Source organism: Aeromicrobium sp. PE09-221, assembly GCF_002174305.1.
Taxonomy (GTDB): domain Bacteria; phylum Actinomycetota; class Actinomycetes; order Propionibacteriales; family Nocardioidaceae; genus Aeromicrobium.
In genome coordinates, this window is sequence record NZ_MIJB01000002.1 from 102,910 (window position 1) to 122,375 (window position 19,466).

General features: G+C 68.3%; 22 protein-coding genes and 1 riboswitch. Of the genes, 20 read left to right on the top strand and 2 right to left on the bottom strand.

Annotated features, from left to right (window positions below; all coding sequences use genetic code 11):
• Positions 1 to 84: 84 nt before the first annotated feature.
• The 14 genes from BHE97_RS00625 (at position 85) to BHE97_RS00695 (ending at position 13,611) form a co-directional block, all read left to right on the top strand.
• The gene (locus BHE97_RS00625) at positions 85 to 1,389 is read left to right on the top strand and encodes an APC family permease (protein WP_087622081.1); all 1,305 of its coding nucleotides are present in this window, start codon (positions 85 to 87) and stop codon (positions 1,387 to 1,389) included.
• Positions 1,390 to 2,290: 901 nt separating this feature from the next.
• The gene (locus BHE97_RS00635; protein ID WP_087622083.1) at positions 2,291 to 3,064 is read left to right on the top strand and encodes an IclR family transcriptional regulator; all 774 of its coding nucleotides are present in this window, start codon (positions 2,291 to 2,293) and stop codon (positions 3,062 to 3,064) included.
• Positions 3,057 to 3,914, top strand: coding sequence for an isocitrate lyase/PEP mutase family protein (locus tag BHE97_RS00640; RefSeq protein WP_087622084.1), 858 nt, complete (start codon positions 3,057 to 3,059; stop codon positions 3,912 to 3,914). The genes BHE97_RS00635 and BHE97_RS00640 overlap by 8 nt, the downstream gene beginning before the upstream one ends.
• Complete coding sequence (locus BHE97_RS00645; RefSeq protein WP_087622085.1) at positions 3,907 to 5,169, top strand: aconitase/3-isopropylmalate dehydratase large subunit family protein; 1,263 nt, start codon at positions 3,907 to 3,909, stop codon at positions 5,167 to 5,169. The genes BHE97_RS00640 and BHE97_RS00645 overlap by 8 nt, the downstream gene beginning before the upstream one ends.
• Positions 5,166 to 5,705 carry a 3-isopropylmalate dehydratase gene (locus BHE97_RS00650; protein ID WP_087622086.1) on the top strand — a complete coding sequence of 180 codons (540 nt, stop codon included), beginning with the start codon at positions 5,166 to 5,168 and terminating at the stop codon, positions 5,703 to 5,705. The genes BHE97_RS00645 and BHE97_RS00650 overlap by 4 nt, the downstream gene beginning before the upstream one ends.
• A complete protein-coding gene (locus BHE97_RS00655; protein ID WP_087622087.1) occupies positions 5,702 to 6,694 on the top strand; it encodes an ABC transporter substrate-binding protein in 993 nt (330 codons plus the stop codon). The genes BHE97_RS00650 and BHE97_RS00655 overlap by 4 nt, the downstream gene beginning before the upstream one ends.
• Before the next feature lie 7 nt (positions 6,695 to 6,701).
• On the top strand, positions 6,702 to 7,520 hold the full coding sequence (locus BHE97_RS00660) for an ABC transporter ATP-binding protein (RefSeq protein WP_087622088.1): 819 nt from the start codon (positions 6,702 to 6,704) through the stop codon (positions 7,518 to 7,520).
• Positions 7,517 to 8,323: an ABC transporter permease gene (locus BHE97_RS00665; protein ID WP_236757456.1), complete on the top strand. Its 807-nt coding sequence runs from the start codon at positions 7,517 to 7,519 to the stop codon at positions 8,321 to 8,323. The genes BHE97_RS00660 and BHE97_RS00665 overlap by 4 nt, the downstream gene beginning before the upstream one ends.
• Positions 8,320 to 9,126 carry an ABC transporter permease subunit gene (locus BHE97_RS00670; protein WP_087622089.1) on the top strand — a complete coding sequence of 269 codons (807 nt, stop codon included), beginning with the start codon at positions 8,320 to 8,322 and terminating at the stop codon, positions 9,124 to 9,126. The genes BHE97_RS00665 and BHE97_RS00670 overlap by 4 nt, the downstream gene beginning before the upstream one ends.
• Positions 9,123 to 10,559 (top strand): MmgE/PrpD family protein, encoded by a 1,437-nt coding sequence (locus BHE97_RS00675; protein ID WP_087622090.1) that lies wholly within the window; start codon positions 9,123 to 9,125, stop codon positions 10,557 to 10,559. The genes BHE97_RS00670 and BHE97_RS00675 overlap by 4 nt, the downstream gene beginning before the upstream one ends.
• Before the next feature lie 14 nt (positions 10,560 to 10,573).
• Positions 10,574 to 12,127: a long-chain fatty acid--CoA ligase gene (locus tag BHE97_RS00680; protein ID WP_087622091.1), complete on the top strand. Its 1,554-nt coding sequence runs from the start codon at positions 10,574 to 10,576 to the stop codon at positions 12,125 to 12,127.
• Positions 12,128 to 12,267: 140 nt separating this feature from the next.
• Positions 12,268 to 12,627 carry a VOC family protein gene (locus BHE97_RS00685; protein ID WP_087622092.1) on the top strand — a complete coding sequence of 120 codons (360 nt, stop codon included), beginning with the start codon at positions 12,268 to 12,270 and terminating at the stop codon, positions 12,625 to 12,627.
• Between the two features lie 51 nt (positions 12,628 to 12,678).
• Positions 12,679 to 13,050: a hypothetical protein gene (locus tag BHE97_RS00690; RefSeq protein ID WP_087622093.1), complete on the top strand. Its 372-nt coding sequence runs from the start codon at positions 12,679 to 12,681 to the stop codon at positions 13,048 to 13,050.
• An 87-nt stretch (positions 13,051 to 13,137) separates the two neighbouring features.
• A complete protein-coding gene (locus tag BHE97_RS00695; protein ID WP_236757457.1) occupies positions 13,138 to 13,611 on the top strand; it encodes an isoprenylcysteine carboxylmethyltransferase family protein in 474 nt (157 codons plus the stop codon).
• 6 nt (positions 13,612 to 13,617) lie between these two features.
• Here the strand turns inward: BHE97_RS00695 and thiE are convergent, their stop codons facing one another.
• Positions 13,618 to 14,301, bottom strand: a complete 684-nt coding sequence (gene thiE, locus BHE97_RS00700) for a thiamine phosphate synthase (protein ID WP_087622095.1) — start codon at positions 14,299 to 14,301, stop codon at positions 13,618 to 13,620.
• Positions 14,302 to 14,313: 12 nt separating this feature from the next.
• Positions 14,314 to 14,416: riboswitch (TPP riboswitch) on the top strand.
• On the opposite strand from thiE, the gene thiO reads away from it, so the two are divergent.
• The 4 genes from thiO to BHE97_RS00720 all read left to right on the top strand — a co-directional run bounded on the left by thiO (position 14,384) and on the right by BHE97_RS00720 (position 16,878).
• Positions 14,384 to 15,535: a glycine oxidase ThiO gene (gene thiO, locus BHE97_RS00705; RefSeq protein WP_236757458.1), complete on the top strand. Its 1,152-nt coding sequence runs from the start codon at positions 14,384 to 14,386 to the stop codon at positions 15,533 to 15,535. (Overlaps the previous riboswitch by 33 nt.)
• Positions 15,532 to 15,783: a sulfur carrier protein ThiS gene (gene thiS, locus BHE97_RS00710; RefSeq protein ID WP_087622096.1), complete on the top strand. Its 252-nt coding sequence runs from the start codon at positions 15,532 to 15,534 to the stop codon at positions 15,781 to 15,783. The genes thiO and thiS overlap by 4 nt, the downstream gene beginning before the upstream one ends.
• Before the next feature lies 1 nt (position 15,784).
• Positions 15,785 to 16,558, top strand: coding sequence for a thiazole synthase (locus BHE97_RS00715; RefSeq protein WP_087622097.1), 774 nt, complete (start codon positions 15,785 to 15,787; stop codon positions 16,556 to 16,558).
• A complete protein-coding gene (locus BHE97_RS00720) occupies positions 16,555 to 16,878 on the top strand; it encodes a YchJ family metal-binding protein (protein ID WP_236757459.1) in 324 nt (107 codons plus the stop codon). Before BHE97_RS00715 ends, BHE97_RS00720 begins: the two co-directional genes overlap by 4 nt.
• On the opposite strand, the gene BHE97_RS00725 is transcribed toward BHE97_RS00720, so the two are convergent.
• The gene (locus BHE97_RS00725) at positions 16,875 to 17,651 is read right to left on the bottom strand and encodes an alpha/beta fold hydrolase (protein WP_087622098.1); all 777 of its coding nucleotides are present in this window, start codon (positions 17,649 to 17,651) and stop codon (positions 16,875 to 16,877) included. The genes BHE97_RS00720 and BHE97_RS00725 overlap by 4 nt on opposite strands.
• A 44-nt stretch (positions 17,652 to 17,695) precedes the next feature.
• Here BHE97_RS00725 and BHE97_RS00730 point away from each other — a divergent pair, with 44 nt between their 5' ends.
• Together BHE97_RS00730 and BHE97_RS00735 are read left to right on the top strand one after the other, a co-directional pair.
• Positions 17,696 to 18,991: a peptide synthetase gene (locus BHE97_RS00730; RefSeq protein WP_140399922.1), complete on the top strand. Its 1,296-nt coding sequence runs from the start codon at positions 17,696 to 17,698 to the stop codon at positions 18,989 to 18,991.
• Positions 18,988 to 19,392, top strand: a complete 405-nt coding sequence (locus tag BHE97_RS00735; protein WP_087622099.1) for a DUF4870 domain-containing protein — start codon at positions 18,988 to 18,990, stop codon at positions 19,390 to 19,392. The genes BHE97_RS00730 and BHE97_RS00735 overlap by 4 nt, the downstream gene beginning before the upstream one ends.
• Positions 19,393 to 19,466 lie beyond the last annotated feature (74 nt).

The window sequence follows — 19,466 nt, forward strand, 5'->3', positions numbered from 1 at the left end:
TCGGATTCACCTCGCCCTGCACCGCATGGGTGAGCAGGTCCTGCCGGCCTTTCCCGACGAACGGTCGCACATCGAGGAGGCCGAGTGAGTGCATCAGGCCGTCTGGAACGACGCCTGGGCACCCGGGATGCCGTCGTCATCGGCCTGGGATCGATGATCGGTGCTGGGGTGTTCGCCGCTTTCGCCCCGGCAGCCCGGGCCGCCGGCACCGGACTGCTGATCGGACTGGCCATCGCCGCTGTGATCGCCTACTGCAATGCCACCGCCTCGGCCCAGCTCGCCGCCGCGTATCCGACGTCCGGCGGCACGTACGTCTACGGCCGTGAACGCCTCGGCGACTGGTTCGGCTTCACCGCCGGCTGGGGATTCGTGGTCGGCAAGACGGCGTCGTGCGCCGCCATGGCGCTCACCTTCTCCGCCTACGCCGTGCCCGGCCCGGAGTGGGCCCAGCGCGCGGTCGCTGTCTGCGGCGTCATCGGGCTGGCGCTGCTCAACTACCGCGGTGTGACGAAGACCGTAGCGCTGACCCGCGTCCTCGTCGCAGCCACTCTCGCGGCGTTGGCGGTGCTCGTGATCGGCATCATCGTCGGCGGGAACGCCTCGACATCGCAACTCGGCGGCTGGGACGATCTGATCGCCGCCGGCCCTTATGGGATCCTGCAATCGGCCGGACTGCTGTTCTTCGCCTTCGCCGGCTATGCCCGGATCGCCACGATGGGCGAAGAGGTCCGCGATCCGCGGCGCACCATTCCCCGCGCGATCCCGCTCGCGCTCATGATCGCCGTCGCCGTGTACCTAGTGGTCGGCGTCGCTGTGCTGCTGGCCGCCGGCCCCGAACGCATCGCCGTCGCGGCGGCACCGCTCACCGAGGCGGTCGAGGCCGCGGGGGTGGACTCTCTGGCACCGGTCGTCCGCATCGGTGGGGCACTCGCCAGCCTCGGCGCTCTGCTCGCACTCATGGCCGGGATCGGGCGGACCAGCCTGGCGATGGCCCGTCAGCGGGACCTGCCCTCCTGGCTGGCGGCGGTCCACTCGCGCTACAGGGTCCCTCACCACGCCGAACTGGCGCTGGCCGTGGTCGTCTCGGTAGTGGTGCTGACCGTCGACCTGCGCGAGGTGATCGGGTTCTCCTCGTTCGGTGTGCTCGTCTACTACGGCATCGCCAATGCCTCGGCCTTCACTCAGCCGCCGTCGGACCGCCGGTGGCCGCGGTGGCTGAACCTCCTCGGTGCCGCCGGCTGCCTCGTCCTGGTCGCGACGCTCCCGTGGCAATCCGCCGTCGCCGGACTGCTCATGTTCGTGATCGGACTCCTCGGCCGATTCGTGGTGCTCAAGCGTCGTGGCCGCGGCCGCAAGACCGGCACCGATGAGCCTCAGGACCAGCTGTGATCGCAGCGACGTGACGAGGTCTTCCGGCAGAGCCACGACGAACTCGACCGCGTAGAGGACCCCGTGGCGCATTTCGCGCGCTCAGGCTGAGCGATCTTCTTCCCGGAGTCCGATGGCGATCCCTGCGTCGATGACGAACAGTGCACCCATCGCGGTGGCGTTGCGGCGGCGGCCGTTTCGCCTGTGCTCGCGCGCGATAACAAGTGGAGCAGAGCTCGCGTACCCACGACATGCCATCGCCGGCAAGACGGCCGGCCGGCGATGATCGTGGCGCTGAGGACGAGGTCTGCAGCTCCGAGGGCGCGCCCGCGCTTGATGCCGGTAGCCGTCAAGCCGAGCCATCGCCCACCCGTGAGTGGTGCGATGGTCAGGAGGGCGCCGGCCGCGCCCAATGGAAGCGGGCGACTAGTGAGGGCAGTCCCGGAATGCTCGTCAGGACGACGAAGACGGCATGCTCGAGAGCCGCCGGCGGTGTTGGACATGGAGTCGTTGAGATCGGCGATGTGGACCTTCCACCGCGACGGGTGCGCGAGGAGCAACCGGGATCAGTATTCCGATCCCGAGAGGCAGGAACACGAGGGCATTCGTCAGCGGGTCGCCGACCTCCTCAGCGTGGAGGGGGCGAGCGCGATGCCGGACCTTCACCGCTCATCCGCGGACCGGCTCAGGCAGACGGCAAAGCGTGTTGGTAAGGAACCCGCCGGGCCTAGGCGGCTTATCGCCGCGGCGGCCGACGAGTGGGGCGCTGAGAACAGTTGCCTCCGGTGCGGTGCCCAGCGGCGTTTCGTCGGGTGCGCCGATGGTCGGCACCGACATCTCGCTTGACGTGGCCCACGTCACGTGTGTACGGTCACAACCGCTAGACGGTTTTAGAAACCGTAGAACGGTTTATGGAGGGTCAATGTCGGAACCTGGAGTGCGCGTGCTCGGTCGAGCCTGCGCCGTGCTCGACTGCTTCACCGAGGCGGAGCCGTGCTTGGGCGTGGCGGACATCCGTCAGCGAACGGGCCTGCCGGCCACGACGGTCGCGCGCATCGTCACGACGCTCGTGCAGGAGGGACTGCTGGTCCGCGAGGGCGATGACTATCGCGTCGGCCTGAGGGTCCTGGTCTGGAGCGCCCCCGCCCGGTCGGGCTCGAGTCTTCTCGGCGTCGCCCGCCCCTTTGTGGAGCAGCTGAGGGACGTCACCGGCGAGAGCGCCGGGTTGTATGTCCGCCAGGACCACACCCGCGTCCTCGTGGAGGCCGCGTCGTCCCACCACTCGGTCATCTACCGGGGGTACGTCGGGCAGGTCCTGCCGCTGCACGCGGGCGCCGCGGGCAAGTGCTTCATGGCCTTCGACGATCAGGCGCTCGCCGCTGCGGCCACAGCGGGGTTCGAGCGGTACACGGACTCGACGGTCGTCGAGCGTGATCGGCTGGACGAGCAGCTCGCCCTGGTGCGCGAACGCGGCTGGGCTTACAGCGAGAGCGAGCGCGAAGTCGGCCTGAACTCGGTCGGTGCGCCGATCATCGGATTCGGCGGACGACCGGAGGCTGTGCTGGCGATCGGCGGTCCGTCGACCCGGCTCGATCAGGAGGCTGCCGAGCGGGTCGGCCCGATCGTCGCAGCTACGGCGAACGCGATCGCGGCCCGTATGGGTCACATTCCGGCGGAGGAGCGTGTCGATGTCTGACGCCCAGGTGCTGTCGGACCTGCTGCGGGCCGATCGGCTGCTCGCGGCCCCCGGCGTCTACGACGGACTGTCGGCGGCGGTCGCCGCTCGCGCGGGAGTCAAGGCAGCCTACGTCTCCGGAGCCGCCGTCTCGGCCTCGGAGGGACTGCCCGATATCGGCCTGACGACCGTCACGGAGGTCGCGCGCGCGATCTCCGTGGCGCGCCGCCACCTCGCCGGCCTGCCGATCATCGCCGACGGCGATACCGGCTTCGGCGACGAGACCAACACCTTCCGCACGGTGCAGACCTATGAAATCGCCGGCGCCGCCGCGGTGCAGCTGGAGGACCAGGTCTTCCCGAAGCGGTGCGGTCACCTCGACGACAAGGCGCTCGTCGAGGCCGACGAGTTCTGTCTCAAAATCGAGGCCGCCACAGCCGCCCGATCGACGGCGCTGATCGTCGCACGGACCGATGCCGTCGCGGTCGAGGGGATCGACGCGGCCCTCCGACGCGCCCGGCGCTATGCCGAGGCCGGAGCCGACGTGATCTTCGTCGAAGCCCCTCAGACGATCGAGCAGATCGCCGACATCCCCGGCGCCGTCGATGTTCCGGTCATCTTCAATGTGGTGCCCGGGGGCAAGTCGCCCGATGTCTCACGAGAACAGCTCGAGGAGTTCGGCTACGCCGGCGCCATCCTTCCGGCCGCGACCGTCGGTGCCGCTTTTTCGGCGATGACCGCGGCGATGGCCGATATCGCCGACGGCCGGCTGTCGTCAGGACCCGCGGTCGCTCCGCGGGTCCTTTTCGAGGCCGTCGGCCTCGACGCGTGGCTCGGACGCCGCTCCAGCGAGGTGCCCACCCATGCCTGACACCATCATCGAGAAGATCCTCGCCCGTTCGTCGGGCATGTCCGAGGTCCGCCCCGGGCAGATCGTCACCAGCGATGTCGACATGACCGTCGTCATCGACGTGCAATTCGCCCACGACCGGCTCGGCGACGTGCGTGCCGTCCACGACCCCGACAAGATCGCGGTCGTCCTCGACCACGCCGTCCCCGCCCCGACACCGCGCGACGCCGAGCACGGCACCAAGGCACGCGATTTCGTGGCCAAGCACGACATCGACCGCTTCTATGACGTGGGGCGTCACGGCATCGTGCACCAGGTCATAGCCGAGCAGGGCCTCGTCCTCCCCGGCACGGTGGTCTGCTGCACCGATTCACACACCTGCGCGGGCGGCGCGCTCAACTCGGCCGCCCGTGGTCTCGGACCACTGGAGATCCTCCAGATGATCTGCACCGGCCAGACCTGGTACCGCGTCCCGCCCACCATCCGTTACGAGCTCACGGGCGCCAAGCCGGCACATGTCAACGGGAAGGACATCTTCCTCGCCATCGCGGGCGCCTACGGCGATGCCACGGACCACGCACTGGAGTTCGGCGGACCGGGACTCGCCTCGGTGCCGATGTCGGACCGTCGCACCATCGCCACGCAGGGCGCGGAGATCGGAGCAGACTTCACGCTGTTCCCGTGCGACGACCTGACCGAGGCGTTCTTGGCGGAGGTCGCGCCGGACACCACGTACGTGCCGAGCAACGCCGACGCGGATGCTGAGTACGCCGACGTACGCACGATCGATCTCTCGACAATCGAGCCGATGGTCGCGCTGCCGGGGACGGTCATCAACAACGCGGTTCCGTTGAGCCGGCTCGAGTCGGTCACGATCGACCAGGCGTTCATCGGATCCTGCGCCAACGGCCAGCTCGCTGACCTCGAGGTCGCCGCACGCATCGTCGCAGGACGGCGGGTGGCGCCGGGGGTGCGGCTGATCGTGACACCGGCCTCGCAGCAGGTGTACCTCGACGCCGTCAGGCTCGGCTACGTCGCCACCCTCGTGGAGGCGGGAGCGGTGGTGACCAACTCGACGTGCGGTGCCTGCTTCGGCTACCACATGGGCGTGCTCGCACCGGGCGAGGTCTGCGTCACCTCCAGCACCCGCAACTTCCGCGGCCGTATGGGCAGCACCGAGGCGCACGTCTACATGGGGTCGCCGGCCACCGTGGCCGCATCGGCGTTGATCGGACGCATCGCGAGCCCCGACGAGCTGGCGGAGGTCGCCGCATGACATCGCCACTTCGTGTCCGCGGTCGCGCCTGGGTCTTCGGCGATGAGATCAACACCGACGACATGTACCCGGGCTTCGCGATGAAGCTGCCGGTGCCTGAGGCGGCACAGCACATGTTCGATGCCACGCGTCCGGGCTGGCCCCGGCTGGTGGAGCCCGGCGACATCGTCGTCGCCGGACGCAACTTCGGCCTCGGATCGAGCCGCGCCTGCGCCGAGCTGTTCGTCCATCTCGGGATCTCGTGCCTGATCGCCGAGCAGTACAACTCGCTCTTCCATCGCAACGCACTCAACTACGGCCTGCCGGCGCTCGTCGTCCCGATGGCCCGGCAGCTGATCGACGAGGGCGATGTCCTGGCCGTCGATGCGGCGGCGGGCCTGCTGCGCAACGAGACCCGTGGGGTCGACCATCAGGTCGAGCCGCTGCCGGAGTTCGTCACCGAGCTGATCGAGGGCGGCGGACTCATCAGCCGTCTGGAAGCCGGGGGATATCTGGATCGCGTCGACGCGACCAGCACCACAGGAGGAAAGTCATGAAGTCCAGCAATATCCTGATCGCCGGTGCGGTCGCCTCGGCGCTGTCGTTGAGCGCGTGCGGCGGCGGTGGCGACGCACGCGAAGTCACCTCATTCGACATCGCCGTCAGCAATGCCTCCGAGCCATATTCGATCCCATGGCTGGTCGGCAAGGACCAAGGCTTCTTCGAGGACCGCGGCGTGACGATCGGCGATATCGTGCCCGGTAAGGGCGGCGGCACGACGGTCCGCAACATGCTCAGCGGCGATCTGCCGATCGCCGATGTCGGATTCACTTCCGTGCTGGAGTCCAGCGAGGCCGGGGCGCCCCTGACGGTGGTGGGCGGTGCCACGCAGAGTGTCTATGGGCTCGACTTCTATGCCCTCGATGCCAACACCGAGGTGCGTTCCATCGAGGACATCGGCACCTGGGCCTATACCAATCCCCAGTCGGTGACACAGGCGCTCACCTTCATGCTCCCGCAGGTCGCCGGGGTAGAGAAGACCGTCGAGCGCACCTCATCGGGTGGCGTCGGCGAGGGGGTCGCGCTGCTGGAGGCCAGTGACGTCGATGTCGCGGTGGTGCCGCCGTCGGTCGTCGCCAAGAGCGACAAGTTCCGTGTGGTGGTCTCCAGCGCCGACTACCTCGAGAAGTTCCAGCAGAGCGTCATCGCCACGACACCCGAGTTCGCGGAGCAGAACCCGGAGACGGTCGAGGCCGTGGTGGCCGGGTATGCCGAGGCCGTCGAGTTCATCCGCGAGAACCCCCAGGAGGCCGCCGACCTGTACGCCGAGTACATCGATATCGATCCTGCCGCGGCGAAGACGATCGTCGACCATGCGCTCGACTACGACAACTGGGGAGCCGGGTTCGATGCCGAGGCCATCGAACAGGCGGTGGAGGCCCAGCGCATCGCGATGGATTCCGAGGAGCTCGAGTTCTGCGACCTGTTCCAGGACGACTTCCTGCCGGCCGGTGTCTCGGACGCCCTTCCCTCCGAGTGCGGGTGACTGGCCGATGAGTACCCAGACCGTCCAGGAGAACGTGCCCATGAGCAGCGCCACGACGCCCATCGTGCGGGCGACGCAGGTCGAACAGCACTTCGGTCCCGTCCACGCCCTCGGCCCGGTCGATCTGCGGATCGAACGAGGAGAGTTCGTCTCGATCGTCGGTCCCAGCGGATGCGGCAAGTCCACTTTGCTGGAGATCGTCGGCGCCTTGCAGGATCCTGCCTCGGGCACGGTCGAGATCGACGGCGCCCCGGTGGACGGCCCCCGCCGGCGGACCGCGATCGTGTTCCAGGAGTCCGCGACGCTTCCGTGGCGGACCGTCCTCGACAATGTCGCCTTCGCGCTCGAGGTGCGAGGGATCGGACGCAAGGAACGCCGTGACAAGGCGCGCGAGCTCGTTCAGATCGTCGGTCTGGCCGGCTTCGAGGACCACTATCCCGCGCAGCTGTCCGGCGGCATGCGGCAGCGCGTGGCCATGGCGCGCGCGATGTCGACAGAGCCGGACCTGATCCTGGCCGACGAGCCGTTCGGTGCTCTCGACGAGCAGACCCGCATGCTGATGGCGGAGGAGCTGCTCCGTGTGGTCGACACGATCGGCTGCGGCGTCCTGTTCATCACGCACAGCATCCAGGAGGCCGTGCTGCTGTCGGATCGTGTTCTGGTAATGGGCCGCAGGCCGGGCACCTTCATCGACGAGGTGCCGATCGACTTGCCTCGTCCGAGGTCGCATGTGGCGCTGTCGGAACAGTCGGCGACCGAGGCGCAGGAGCGGATCTGGGCGCAGATCCGCAGTGAGGCCGAAGTTGCCATGCGGAGCGAGCGGTGACGGCGCGTTCGGTCGTCCCCGCCTATGTGCGCCCCACGCCGGCGCGGGTGGCGGGGATGCCGGCTCGGGGGTGGACGCTCGTGCTCCTCGTCGTGATGGTGGCGTCGCTGGAGCTCTACGCTCGATCCGGTGCGGTGTCCCGCCTCGATCTCATCCCCGTGAGCGAGATGGCGACGCGATCCATCGAGCTGCTCGGCGACCGTGACTTCGTCGTCGACGCCCTGCTCCGTAGCGCGCTCCTGATCTGCGTGAGCTTCGTGGCCTCGGCCCTCGTGGGCGTGGGCGTCGCCTATGCGATGTCGCGCTATCGATGGATCCACCGGGCGATGAAGCCCTATGTGAACGTGTTCTACGCGCTGCCGATCTTCGCGCTCTACCCCGTCATGGTCGTGATGTTCGGGACGGGGATGGTGCCGATCATCCTGCTGGCGACGCTTTTCAGCGTGGTGATCGTCATCGCCAACTCCCTGGTCGGGTTCGAGTCGACGCCCCCGATCGTCACCAAACTCGCGCGATCGCTGGAGATGACGCCGTCTCAGCAGTTGCGCAAGATCCTCCTGCCATCGGCGCTGCCCGACATCCTGGCGGGCCTCAAGCTCGGTCTCGGCTATGCCATCATCGCCGTCCTCGCCACGGAGTTCATCCTGGCCACGACCGGGCTGGGCCAGGTCGTCAACAGGGCCTACAACAACTTCAACACCGTCGACATGTACGCGGGCATCGTCTTCGTGAGCGTCTTCGCCCTCCTGGCGAATCTCACACTGAGCGCCGCCCTGAGCTCGTTCGACTGGAGGCGCCGATGAACGCCCGTAGCGTACGTGAGAGCCACCGAGGCGCCAGCACCGACCGGCACCCGGGATCTCCTGCCTGGGCTCCGCCCCTCGTCCTCGCCGGACTCATCGTGATCGCCTGGGCGGTCTCGTCGTCGCTGGCTGACAGCGCGGTGTACCCAGGCCCGGCCGAGGCACTGGAGAGTCTATGGTCCGATCTGTCGAGCTCGCGATTCCTCGGGAGCGTCGTCGACACGGCTCGGGTACTGCTGCTGTCCTACGGGGCTGCCGTCGTCATCGGATCGGTCGCCGGGATGATGCTGGGCCTCAGCGCTTTCTGGTCCGGTGCCGCGCTGCCTCTGGTCTACGCGCTCAACAGCATCCCGAAGATCGTGCTGTACCCGATCTTCCTGCTCTTCCTGGGTATCGGCGATATGAGCCGCGGGTCCTTCGCCTTCGTCTCCGGCGTTCTGCCGATGTTCCTGATCATGGTCGAGGCAACCGCCGGGGTCAGCCGGCTCCACCTGAAGATGTCCGCGAGCCTGGGCATGTCGCGGTGGTCGCTGATCCGACGCATCGTGGTGCCGAGTGTCCTGCCGTCGCTGGCTGCCGGCATGCGACTGTGCTTCGGGCTGACCCTGATCGGGTTGCTGCTGGCCGAGATGTTCTCCGGATCCTCCGGTCTGGGCTATGAGCTGCTGCGCAACCTGTCGCTGGCCCGCGTGGAGAACATCATGGGTCAGGTCCTTCTCATCGGGGTGCTCGCGCTGGTTCCCACTCTCGCGCTCCAGCAGCTGGAGCTGCGTATCCGCCGACGTTACGAGGTGACGGCATGACGACCTACTCGCCCGCAGAACAGCCGACCGATGCTGCTGGGGTCACCGGTCGGTTGGCCACCTGGGTGGCCGGGCTCCAGCACGATGACGTGCCCCAGCCCGTCCGTGAGCGTGCCCGCCACCTCGTCCTCGACGGATTGATCTGTGCGCTGGTCGGTGCCCGGCTGCCCTGGTCCGAGCGCGCGGTCGACACCGTCGTGGCGCTCGAGGGGAAAGGTGACGTCCCCGTCATCGGGTGGGGTCTGACCACCTCGGGTCCGGCGGCGTGCCTGCTCAACGGGACCTTCATCCAGGGCTTCGAGCTGGACGACTATCACGTCCGTGCACCGCTGCATAGCAATTCCCTGGTGGTGCCGAGCGCGCTCAGCACGATCTCGGCGCTCGGCTGGACCGTGTCGGGGGAGGAGACGCTCACCGCTCTTATCGCGGGGTACGAGGTGGGGCCGCGCGTGGGGCTGGCTCTGCACGGTGCCGAGATGTTGTCCCGTGGGTGGCACTCGGGCGCGGTCTTCGGCACACACGCGAGCGCCGCGACCTCGGCGCGCTTGCGTCGGCTCGATCCAGCGAGGGTCGAGGACGCTCTCGGCCTCGCAGGCACACAGTCCGCCGGGCTGATGGCGGCGCAGTACGAGGCGATGTCCAAGCGCATGCACCACGGATTCTCCTCCCGCAACGGCCTGTACGCCGCGGCGCTCGCCGAGGCCGGATACACGGGCATCAAGCGCGTGTATGAGCGCGAATACGGCGGATTCCTCGCCACCTTCGGGGAAGGGCACGATCCGCGGGCCGATCTGATCGTCGACGCTCTCGGCCGTGAGTGGGCGCTCATGGACACGGGCGTGAAGGCGTATGCGGCCATGGCCGCCACGCACGCGCCCATCGACTGCGCCCTGGAAGCACGTTCTCGGGGGATCGCGGGCGACGATGTCGAGTCCATCTCCGTCGAGGTATCGCACGCGGCCTACCACCACGGCTGGTGGCGCCCCGAGCGGCCGTTGGAGACGATCGGCGCCCAGATGAACATCGGCTATGCCGTCTGCGTCGCGCTCCTCGACGGCCAGGTGCTCGCCGAACAGTTCACGCATGACCGGGTTGGTGCCGACGATGTCTGGAGCCTCCTCGATCGCATCGACGTCCATCACTGCCCGGCGTTCGACGGCCCCGAGGATCGTTTCCGCACTCGGATGGTCATCGCGTTGCGCTCGGGCGAGTCCGTCGAGATCGAGGTGGCCGGCCCGCTCGGCGGTCCGACGCGCCCGTTGTCGAATGCCGACGTGGTCGCCAAGGCTCGTCGCCTCGCTGCCTCCATCGACATCGTCGACCGGTGGGCGCGTATCGAGGATCTGGTGCTCGGTCTCGATTCTCTCCCGGACGTGTCGGTGCTCATCGACGAGCTCACCGCACCCGTTCCCGCACTCCCCATCGCTCTGTGACGGAAAGGTCCCGCATGTCCAACCTCGCCAGCCTGCTCGATGAGATCACCGCGAAGTATCCTGAGCGGACTGCGATCGTGTTCGGCGATACGCGTCTGTCTTACGCGCAGGTTGACGGCGCGGCTAGTCGGGTCGCGAATCTGCTGGTGAGCCGGGGTATTGAGCCGGGTGATAAGGTCGCGATCTCGATCCCGAATCTGCCGTATTTCACGATCGTCTATTTCGGGATTCTCAAGGCGGGTGCCACGGTGGTGCCGTTGAACATCCTGCTGACGGCCCGTGAGGTGGCTTATCATCTGGATGATTCTGATGCGAAGGTGTATTTCGCGTTTGAGGGTGCGCCTGGTGTGCCGATCGGTGATAACGCGTGGGAGGGTTTCCAGCAGGTCGAGGGGGTCGAGGATTTCTTCTTGATCAAGTTGGATTCTGCGGCTCCGGCTCCGTTGGAGGGGCCGGAGTATTATGCGCCGTTGGTGGCCGAGCAGTCGCCGGTCTTTGAGACTGTGGAGCGCGATGATGATGACACGGCGGTGATCCTCTACACCTCGGGTACGACGGGTCAGCCGAAGGGAGCGGAGCTGCGGCACCGCAATCTGTACGATAATGCGGCCCTCGGGGAGGCCTTGTTCGAGGCCGATGAGAACAATCCCGACATCTATCTGGCGGTGCTGCCGCTGTTCCACATCTTTGGTCAGAGTGTGATCCAGAACGGCTGCCTGCTCTATGGCGGCACGATGGTGATGTTGCCGCGTTTTGACGCCGCGTCGGCTATCAAGCTGTTGTTGAGCGAGAAGGTCACTTTCTTCGCGGGTGTCCCGACGATGTACTGGGGTCTGCTCGGGGCGCTCGATGAGACGGTCGATGTCGCCGAGATCGCCAGGAATCTGCGGGTGGCCGCGGCCGGTGGTGCGGCGCTGCCTGGCGATATTCACCGGCAGTTCGCCGAGAAGTTTGGTGTGACGATCCTGGAGGGTTATGGGTTGTCGGAGACCTCGCCGGTGGCCTCCTTCTCGCCGTGGGGCGAGCCGCCGGTGGTGGGTTCGATCGGTAAGCCGGTCCCGGGGGTGGAGATGAAGCTCATCGATAACGACTGGAACGAGATCCCCGATGATCCTGAGGCTATTGGTGAGATCGCGATCAAGGGTCACGGCATCATGAAGGGCTACTACAAGCGTCCTGCCGCCACTGAGGAGGCCATCCGCGGTGAGTGGTTCCGCTCTGGTGACCTCGCCCGCCGTGACGAGAACGGCTACTACTTCATCGTCGATCGTAGTAAGGACATGATCATCCGTGGCGGCTACAACGTGTACCCGCGTGAGCTCGAGGAGGTGTTGATGACGCATCCGGCGGTCTCGCTGGTCGCGGTCATCGGTGTGCCGCACGAGTCCCATGGTGAGGAGATCAAGGCCGTCGTGGTCCGCGAGCCCGGTGCCGAGATCACCGAGGACGAGCTGATCGCCTGGGGCAAGGAACAGTTCGCGGCATACAAGTATCCGCGCATCGTGGAGTTCCGCGATGAACTCCCGATGACCTCCACCGGCAAAATCCTCAAACGCGAACTCAGCTGACCACAAAGGTGTCTGCGTGCCGTCGCGCGGACCCGGTGACGGGCTCCGTCACCGGAGTTCACGACGATCTCGTGGAAGGTGAGCTGAGCCGTGCCTCGTCGGGCTGGTGGTCAGCGAGGAAAGACCAGTAACGTCGCGATATGCCCGTACCGACGCATCATGTGATCAGCTATATCGAGTTCGGGGTCAGCGACCTCACCGCGACCCGCGACTTCTACACGGCGGCTTTCGGCTGGGAGTTCAACGACTACGGCCCGTCGTACAGCGGGATCAGGTCACCCGAGGGGGAAAGCGAGATCGGTGGCTTGAATGCCACCTCGACGCCCGGTGGCGACGGCCCTCTCGTGCTGCTGTTCTCCGACGACCTGGATTCCACGGTCGAAGCCGTTCGGGACGCAGGCGGAACGATCGCGGCGGGACCCTATGACTTCCCGGGCGGGCGACGGTTCGAGTTCATCGACCCGAGCGGGAATCGACTGGGTGTCTTCGCTGATTCATGACACCGCCTGGCCGGGATCGAGGGCGAGGCCGGGTCCACATAGGGTGTGGCCATGACGCCGATGACGATTCGCTACCACCGGGGCCTCGCGGTCGCTGAGCTGGTGATCGGGGCACTGCTGGCGCTCACCTCGATCCTGACCGGTCAGGGAATCGGGACCGCAGCCGGTGGCATCCTCGTCGCGCTCGGGGTGCTGATGCTGGTCAACCCCATGGCCAAGGTCGAGCCGGGTGAGATCCAGATCCGCAACCCGCTCGGGATGACGCTCAAGCGCTACGCCATCGCATCACCGGCCGACCTGCGGATCGATGGCAAGTCCCTGCGTCAGGCTTCCGACGGCAAGAAGATCATGGGCCTCGGATTCGGTGTGGACGCGAGAGATGCCGCCGCGCTGCGCTCCCAGGTGACCGGACAGATGGGCTGAGAACGCGGTGCTCGATACACGGTCCCTCCTCCTCGTCGATGCCGCAGCAGGCGCTTTGCAATGGCGGTCGGCCTCGGAGGCACCATCGTGAGTGTGCCGCGGGTCCCGCCTCTCCTGCTCACGGGAATCGCCGCCATCCTGCAGGCGGTCGGCGCCAGACGTTCAGCGCCCACACGCGCCTCCCTCGCCGGTGCCGCGGCGCTGGCCGCCGGCTCCGCCTGGATGCTGACGGGGTCGGTCGCCCGGTTCCGTCAGCAGGACACCACCGTCAACCCGGTCGAGGTCGACCGGGTGAGCGCATTGGTCGAGACCGGCCCCTACCGTCTGACGCGCAACCCCATGTATGTGGGAATGGCAGGACTTCTGCTCGCCCACGCGGTGGGCCGACGGTCCTGGACAGCCGGACTTCCGGTCGTCCTCTACGTGGGCATGATCGACCGCTTGCAGATTCCCGCCGAGGAGCAGGCCCTCCGCGTCGCCTTCGGCTCGGACTACGACGCCTACGCACGCCGCGTCCCACGCTGGCTGGACCTGCGGTCGCTGCGTCGCCGGAGCCGCTGAGACATCTCAGCCCAAGCGGGCACGGAGCTCGCGGGCCGCGGCAGCGGGATCATCGGCCCGCGTGACCGCACGCACCACGACGACCCGTTCCGCACCGGCCGCGAGCACCGCATCGAGACGATCCCCCGCGGCGATGCCGCCGATCGCGAACCACGGCTTCGTCGCCATCGCGGCCGCGTAGCGGAGCACGTCGATGCCGACCGCGTCCCGGCCGGGCTTGGTCGGGGTCTCCCAGACCGGGCCGACGCAGAAGTAGTCCACATCGGGATCGGATTCGGCGGCATCGATCTGCTCCACCGCATGGGTCGACCGTCCGATCAGCACATCGGGGCCCAGTAGGCCCCGCGCCTGGCCCGGGGTGAGATCGCGCTGCCCGATGTGGAAGACATCCGCCCCCACCAGCGCGGCCACGTCCGCTCGGTCATTGACCGCGAACATCGCTCCATGACCGCGTGCCGCTGCGGCCACCGCGGTGAGGGCCGCGATCTCGTCTGCCGCCTCGATCGTCTTGTCTCGCACCTGGATGATGTCGACGCCGCCGCCGAAAGCGGCGCTCGCGAACTCCGCGATGTCCTCACCAGGTCGCGCATCCGTGCACACATAGAGGCGCGCATCGGCGAGACGCCGGCGTCGCTCGGCGCCGCTGAGCGAGGCGGATGAGGCAACGGCGAACGGAGGAGCGTCGGTCATGTCCTCTAGGCTAGTCGTGTTCGCGGGAGCCCCGGAGGGGGCTGAGAGGGCCATGTGCCGACCGCCAGACCTGATGCGGATCATGCCGCCGGAGGAAGGGACACCGTTGGCCGACGTCATCGTCGTCGGGGCCGGGATCATCGGCCTCACCACCGCCTGGCGCCTCGTCGAGCGAGGCTGGGATGTCACGGTCTACGATCCCGCGCCCGCTTCCGGCGCGACGCGTGCGGCGGCCGGGATGCTCGCACCGGCTTCGGAGATCGTCTGGGGTCAGCCGTCCCTCTATCCGCTCATGGTCGAGTCCGCGCGACGCTACGCCGATCTCGTGGAGCGTCTCGTGCCGGGCCGCGCCGCGGATGTCGGCTATCTCCCGACCGAGACCCTCGTCGTGGCCTTCGATCACGCGGACCGCGCCGCCCTCGACGAGCTCACCGCCCTCCAGGCCTCGCTCGGTCTGCGCGCCGTCCGCGTGTCCTCACTCGCCGCCCGACGGCTCGAGAGCGCCCTGGCACCCGGTATCGCCGGCGGAGTCAGCCTCCCGGACGATCACCAGATCGATCCGCGCGCGCTGTGCGCGGCACTGCTCGAGGTGCTGGGCGATCGGGTCATCCGTTCCGAGGTCGCCGGGATACTCCGGGAGGAGGACATCACGACGGGCGTCCGGCTCGCCGACGGCGCCGAGCATCGTTCCGGCCAGGTGGTGCTCTGCACCGGTCTCACCTCTCTGCCCGGCGTTCCGTCCCTGGCGCTGCGGCCGGTCTACGGCGACATCCTCCGCCTCGAACCGTCCCGCGGCACGCGGCCCCTGCTGACCCGCACCGTCCGCGGCCTCGTGCGCGGTCGACCGGTCTACCTCGTGCCGCGACGTGACGGGAGCCTCGTGGTCGGCGCCACGACCCGCGAGGACGACGACCCGCGTCCGAGCACCGAGGGCGTCCACCGCCTCCTCGACGACGCGTGGCGCCTCGTGCCGGGAGTGCTCGACACCCGCCTCGTCGAGACCATGACCCGAGCACGCCCGGGGACACCGGACGACATCCCCCTCGTGGGCCGTCTCGACCCGGGCCTAGTGGTATCCACGGGCTACTTCCGCCACGGGATCCTCCTGGCTCCGCTCGGCAGCAAGGTGACCGCCGATCTCGTCGATCGGGCGCCGGTGGACCCTGTGACGCTCGCCACGCTGGACCCGCACCGCTTCGACCGTCCACATCCGACCGCAGGAGGCGCACCATGACCGCCGGCCACATCTCCATCGTCCTCGACGGGACACCGACAAAGGTGCCCGCGGGCAGCACCCTGCGAGAGACGATCGCCCGCCACATCGACCGCGAGCTGGACGCCTCCAGCGCACCGATCGACGGAGGCCGCCTCGGCGTCGCGGTGGCGGTCGACGGCATGGTCGTCCCGCGCGGCGACTGGCACGACCACCTGATGGTCGACGGCGCCGCCGTCGACGTCGTGACGGCGACGCAAGGAGGCTGACATGGACGACACCGTGAACATCGCGGGAGTCGAGCTCGACAGCCGGCTCATCATGGGGACCGGCGGCGCGACCTCGCTCGCCACGCTGGAGGAGGCGCTCGTCGCCTCCGGCACCCAGGTGACGACCGTGGCCATCCGTCGCTATGCCGCCGCCGGAGGCAATTCGGTCTTCGCGATGCTGGAACGTCTCGGGGTCCATGCACTGCCCAATACCGCCGGTTGCTTCACCGCCCGCGATGCCGTGCTGACCGCACAGTTGGCGAGGGAGGCCCTGGAGACGGAGTGGATCAAGCTCGAGGTCGTGGCCGACGAGGACACGCTGCTGCCCGATCCGTTGGAGCTGCTGACCGCCGCGGACGAGCTCGTGGCCGATGGCTTCTCGGTCTTCGCGTACACGAATGACGATCCCATCCTCGCGCGTCGACTGGAGGATGTCGGCGTCGCGGCGGTGATGCCAGCCGGTGCTCCGATCGGCACCGGCCTGGGAATCCTCAATCCGCACAACATCTCGATGATCGCCGAGGCCGCGCACGTCCCGGTGGTTCTCGATGCCGGGGTGGGCACCGCATCGGATGCCGCGCTCGCCATGGAGCTGGGATGCGATGCCGTGCTCCTGGCCAGCGCGGTGACCCGCGCACACGACGCCCCGCTGATGGCCCGTGCGATGAGCGCCGCGGTGCGGGCGGGGCGGGACGCCTATCGGGCGGGACGCATTCCCCGGCGCTCCCTCGCGCGGGCCTCCTCACCCGCCGAGGGAAGGATCGCGGTCCCGTGACCGGGGCCTGGCCCGCCACGGCCGAGGAGCTGATGCGGTCGAGATTCGAAGCCTTCCGGCGCGGCGACGCCGACTGGCTGCTCGCGAGCTGGCACTCGTCGACCCGACCGGTCGAGATCGATCTCTCCGACAATCCCCGATGGCGAGGCCTGCAGATCGTCGAGGCGATCGGCGGGGGACCGGACGATGTCACGGGCATCGTGGAGTTCCGCGCCACCTATCTGGTCGGGGGAGAGCTCGGCATCGTGCACGAACGGTCCCGTTTCGCCCGGGAGGACGGGCACTGGCGGTATGTCGACGGTGAGCTGCGCACGGACTAGATCCGCGCGACGTCGTCGCGCAGCCTGTCCGGCCACCGGAGCACCTCGCTGGGCGTGGACGCGACCTCCATGGTCGCACTCGGCAGCAGCTCGACCAGGTTCCGGGCGGTCGAGACAGGATGCGAGGGATCGTCGATCCAGGCCAGCACCGTCGTGGGGATGTCGAGACGGGCGATGTCATCGTGACCGGGGAGATCGCTCAGCGCGGCGCCGCGGAGGACGGGGGGCAGGAGCCGTTCAGGGACATCGGGGCGGGTCTCGGGCGCGTCCGCCGTCGCCGGGGGCCGAGGCTGCTCGCGCCCGGCGGTGACGAAGCCCTCGACTCCGTACTCCTCGACGACCAGCGCGGCTTTCCGGTACTCCTCGGCCTTCGCCGGTCGTGTCTCCCAGGCTGTGGGCGGCACGAGCAGCGTCAGTCCACTGAATCGGTCGGGCGCGCGTACGGCGGCGTGCAGCAGGGTCGCGGCGCCCATCGAGGGGCCGACGCCGTGGACTTGCTCGCCTGGGAACCAGTGGTCCATCAGCCTCAGCAGATCATCGGCCAACGACGGCCAGCGGTAGTCCTCGGCGACCGCGCGTCCCGATGATCCTCCGTGGCCCCTGGCGTCATAGCGCAGGAGCCGCGTGCCGCTCAGGCCCCGGCCCAGATCGAGATTGAGGACACGATCACGGGAGCGACTCGACGTGAGGCCGTGGAGCTGCACGACGGGAGGACCGCCTTCATCGCTGAGCTCCACGGCGAGATCCGCTCCCGGCACGGCGAATCTCGGCATGGCGGCTCCTCACGTCGCTCGGTGATCGGGGCTAGGGTACCGCCATGCGACTCACCAATGTCGCGCATCTACGACTCCCGTTCGGACGTCTGCTGGGCTACGACGTGAGGGTCTCCGCGCCAGGCCGGGAGCTGCCGGTCTCCTTCGACCAGCGCCGCCATGTCGGTGCGGGGGATCGGCCGGGCTCGTGGATGGCGCTGTCCTTCCGGCTGCCGGGGCCAGTGCCGCGCGCCGCGCTCGCGGACGCTTGGCTGGCGGTGATCGCGCGGCACGGCACCCTGCGGTCGGTCTTCGTCCCCGGAGACGATGGCCTGCCGCGTTCCTTCGAGGTCGAGATCGGTGCCGGGGACTGGGTCGAGCACCCCATCGCGCCCGGCCAGGCGGTCAACGACGCTCTACGTGACGCCCTCGACCTCGCCTGCACCCCCTATGCCCGGCCATCGCACCGCCTATGTGTGCTGGAGACCGCGGCGGGCCCGACGGTGACCATCGCCGCCGATCACGCACACGTGGACATGTGGTCGATGCTGGTGATCCTGCGCGACTTCATGGCGGCCCTCGCGGCCTCCGATGCCGGGGGACCGGTGGTCCCGGTTCCGGCTTTCGCCGACCACACGCGCGCTCTGCGGGACCGTGACCGCGCTCCCGATGACATCGGCCGCCGATGGGCCGAGATCCTGGCCGCCGGTGGCGATGTGATGCCGCGGTTCCCGCTGCCGCTCGGCGACCCGAGCCCGCAGCCGGAGCGGGTGGAGGTGCGTGATGTGCTCGGAGTGGAGGACAGCGCGGCCTACTCGGTCCGCGCTCGCGCGTACGGTGTCTCAACCCTCGCCCTGATGGTCTCCGCGATGACCGACGTGACGCGAGATCTGGCCGGTGTGCCGCTGCGAGCGGTCTTCCCGGTCCACAGCCGCTACGACGCCGCCTGGCACGATGCCGTCGGCTGGTTCATCACCAATGCCGTCATCGAGTCCACGGACCCCGACCCTCCCAGCGCCGCCGCGGCGGTCAAAGAGGCGGTGCGGCTCGGGTCCTGGCCCATGGACGACGTGCTGAGCGCCTGGGGCGGTATGCCCGAGGCGCCCGGAATGTTCGCGATCTCCTGGCTCGACCTGCGGCGGCTGCCGGTACGCGTGGACACGCATGGTCTGGAAGCGCAGTATGTGAGCGCGGCGATCCGGACCGACGGCGTGATGCTCTGGTTCGTGCTGGACGAGACCGGTCTTCACCTGCGCTGCCGCTACCCCGACACCCCGGAGGCCAGGCGGAATGTCGGAACCTGGCTCGATACGCTCGTGGCCCGGGTGCAGGCCGCCGCCCGAGAAGAGGAGCACCGATGACGCAACCGCCCTACCCGCGTGAGCTTCCCACCGGGGCCCTGCCCTGGGGGCTGGGACTGTTCGTCTTCTTCCCGATCCCGTTCATCGGCTCGGTGATCGCCGGGATCGCGATGGTCATCTCATCCGCATCCCAGATCAAGTACGGCGGCCTCGCCCGAGAGAATGCCAACCGGGCCGCGAACTGGGGGCTCACCTATCTGATCGCGACCTTCGTGCTGGTGGGGGCGCACTTCAGCATCCTCTTCGTGCAGCGGACGATAGAGGGCTTCTTCCCCTTCGGGCTCATCATCCTCACCTGGCTGGGTGTGACGATCCTGCACATCGTGCTGACGATCATCGGCCTCGTGCGCGCCAGCCGCCGACAACCGGTTCGCATCAACGGCATCCCCTTCTTTCGCTGATGCCCGGAACTCGTTGAGTGTGACGTTTGGACGGCTGATCGGCTGTTTTCGCCGTCCGAACGTCACACTCAACG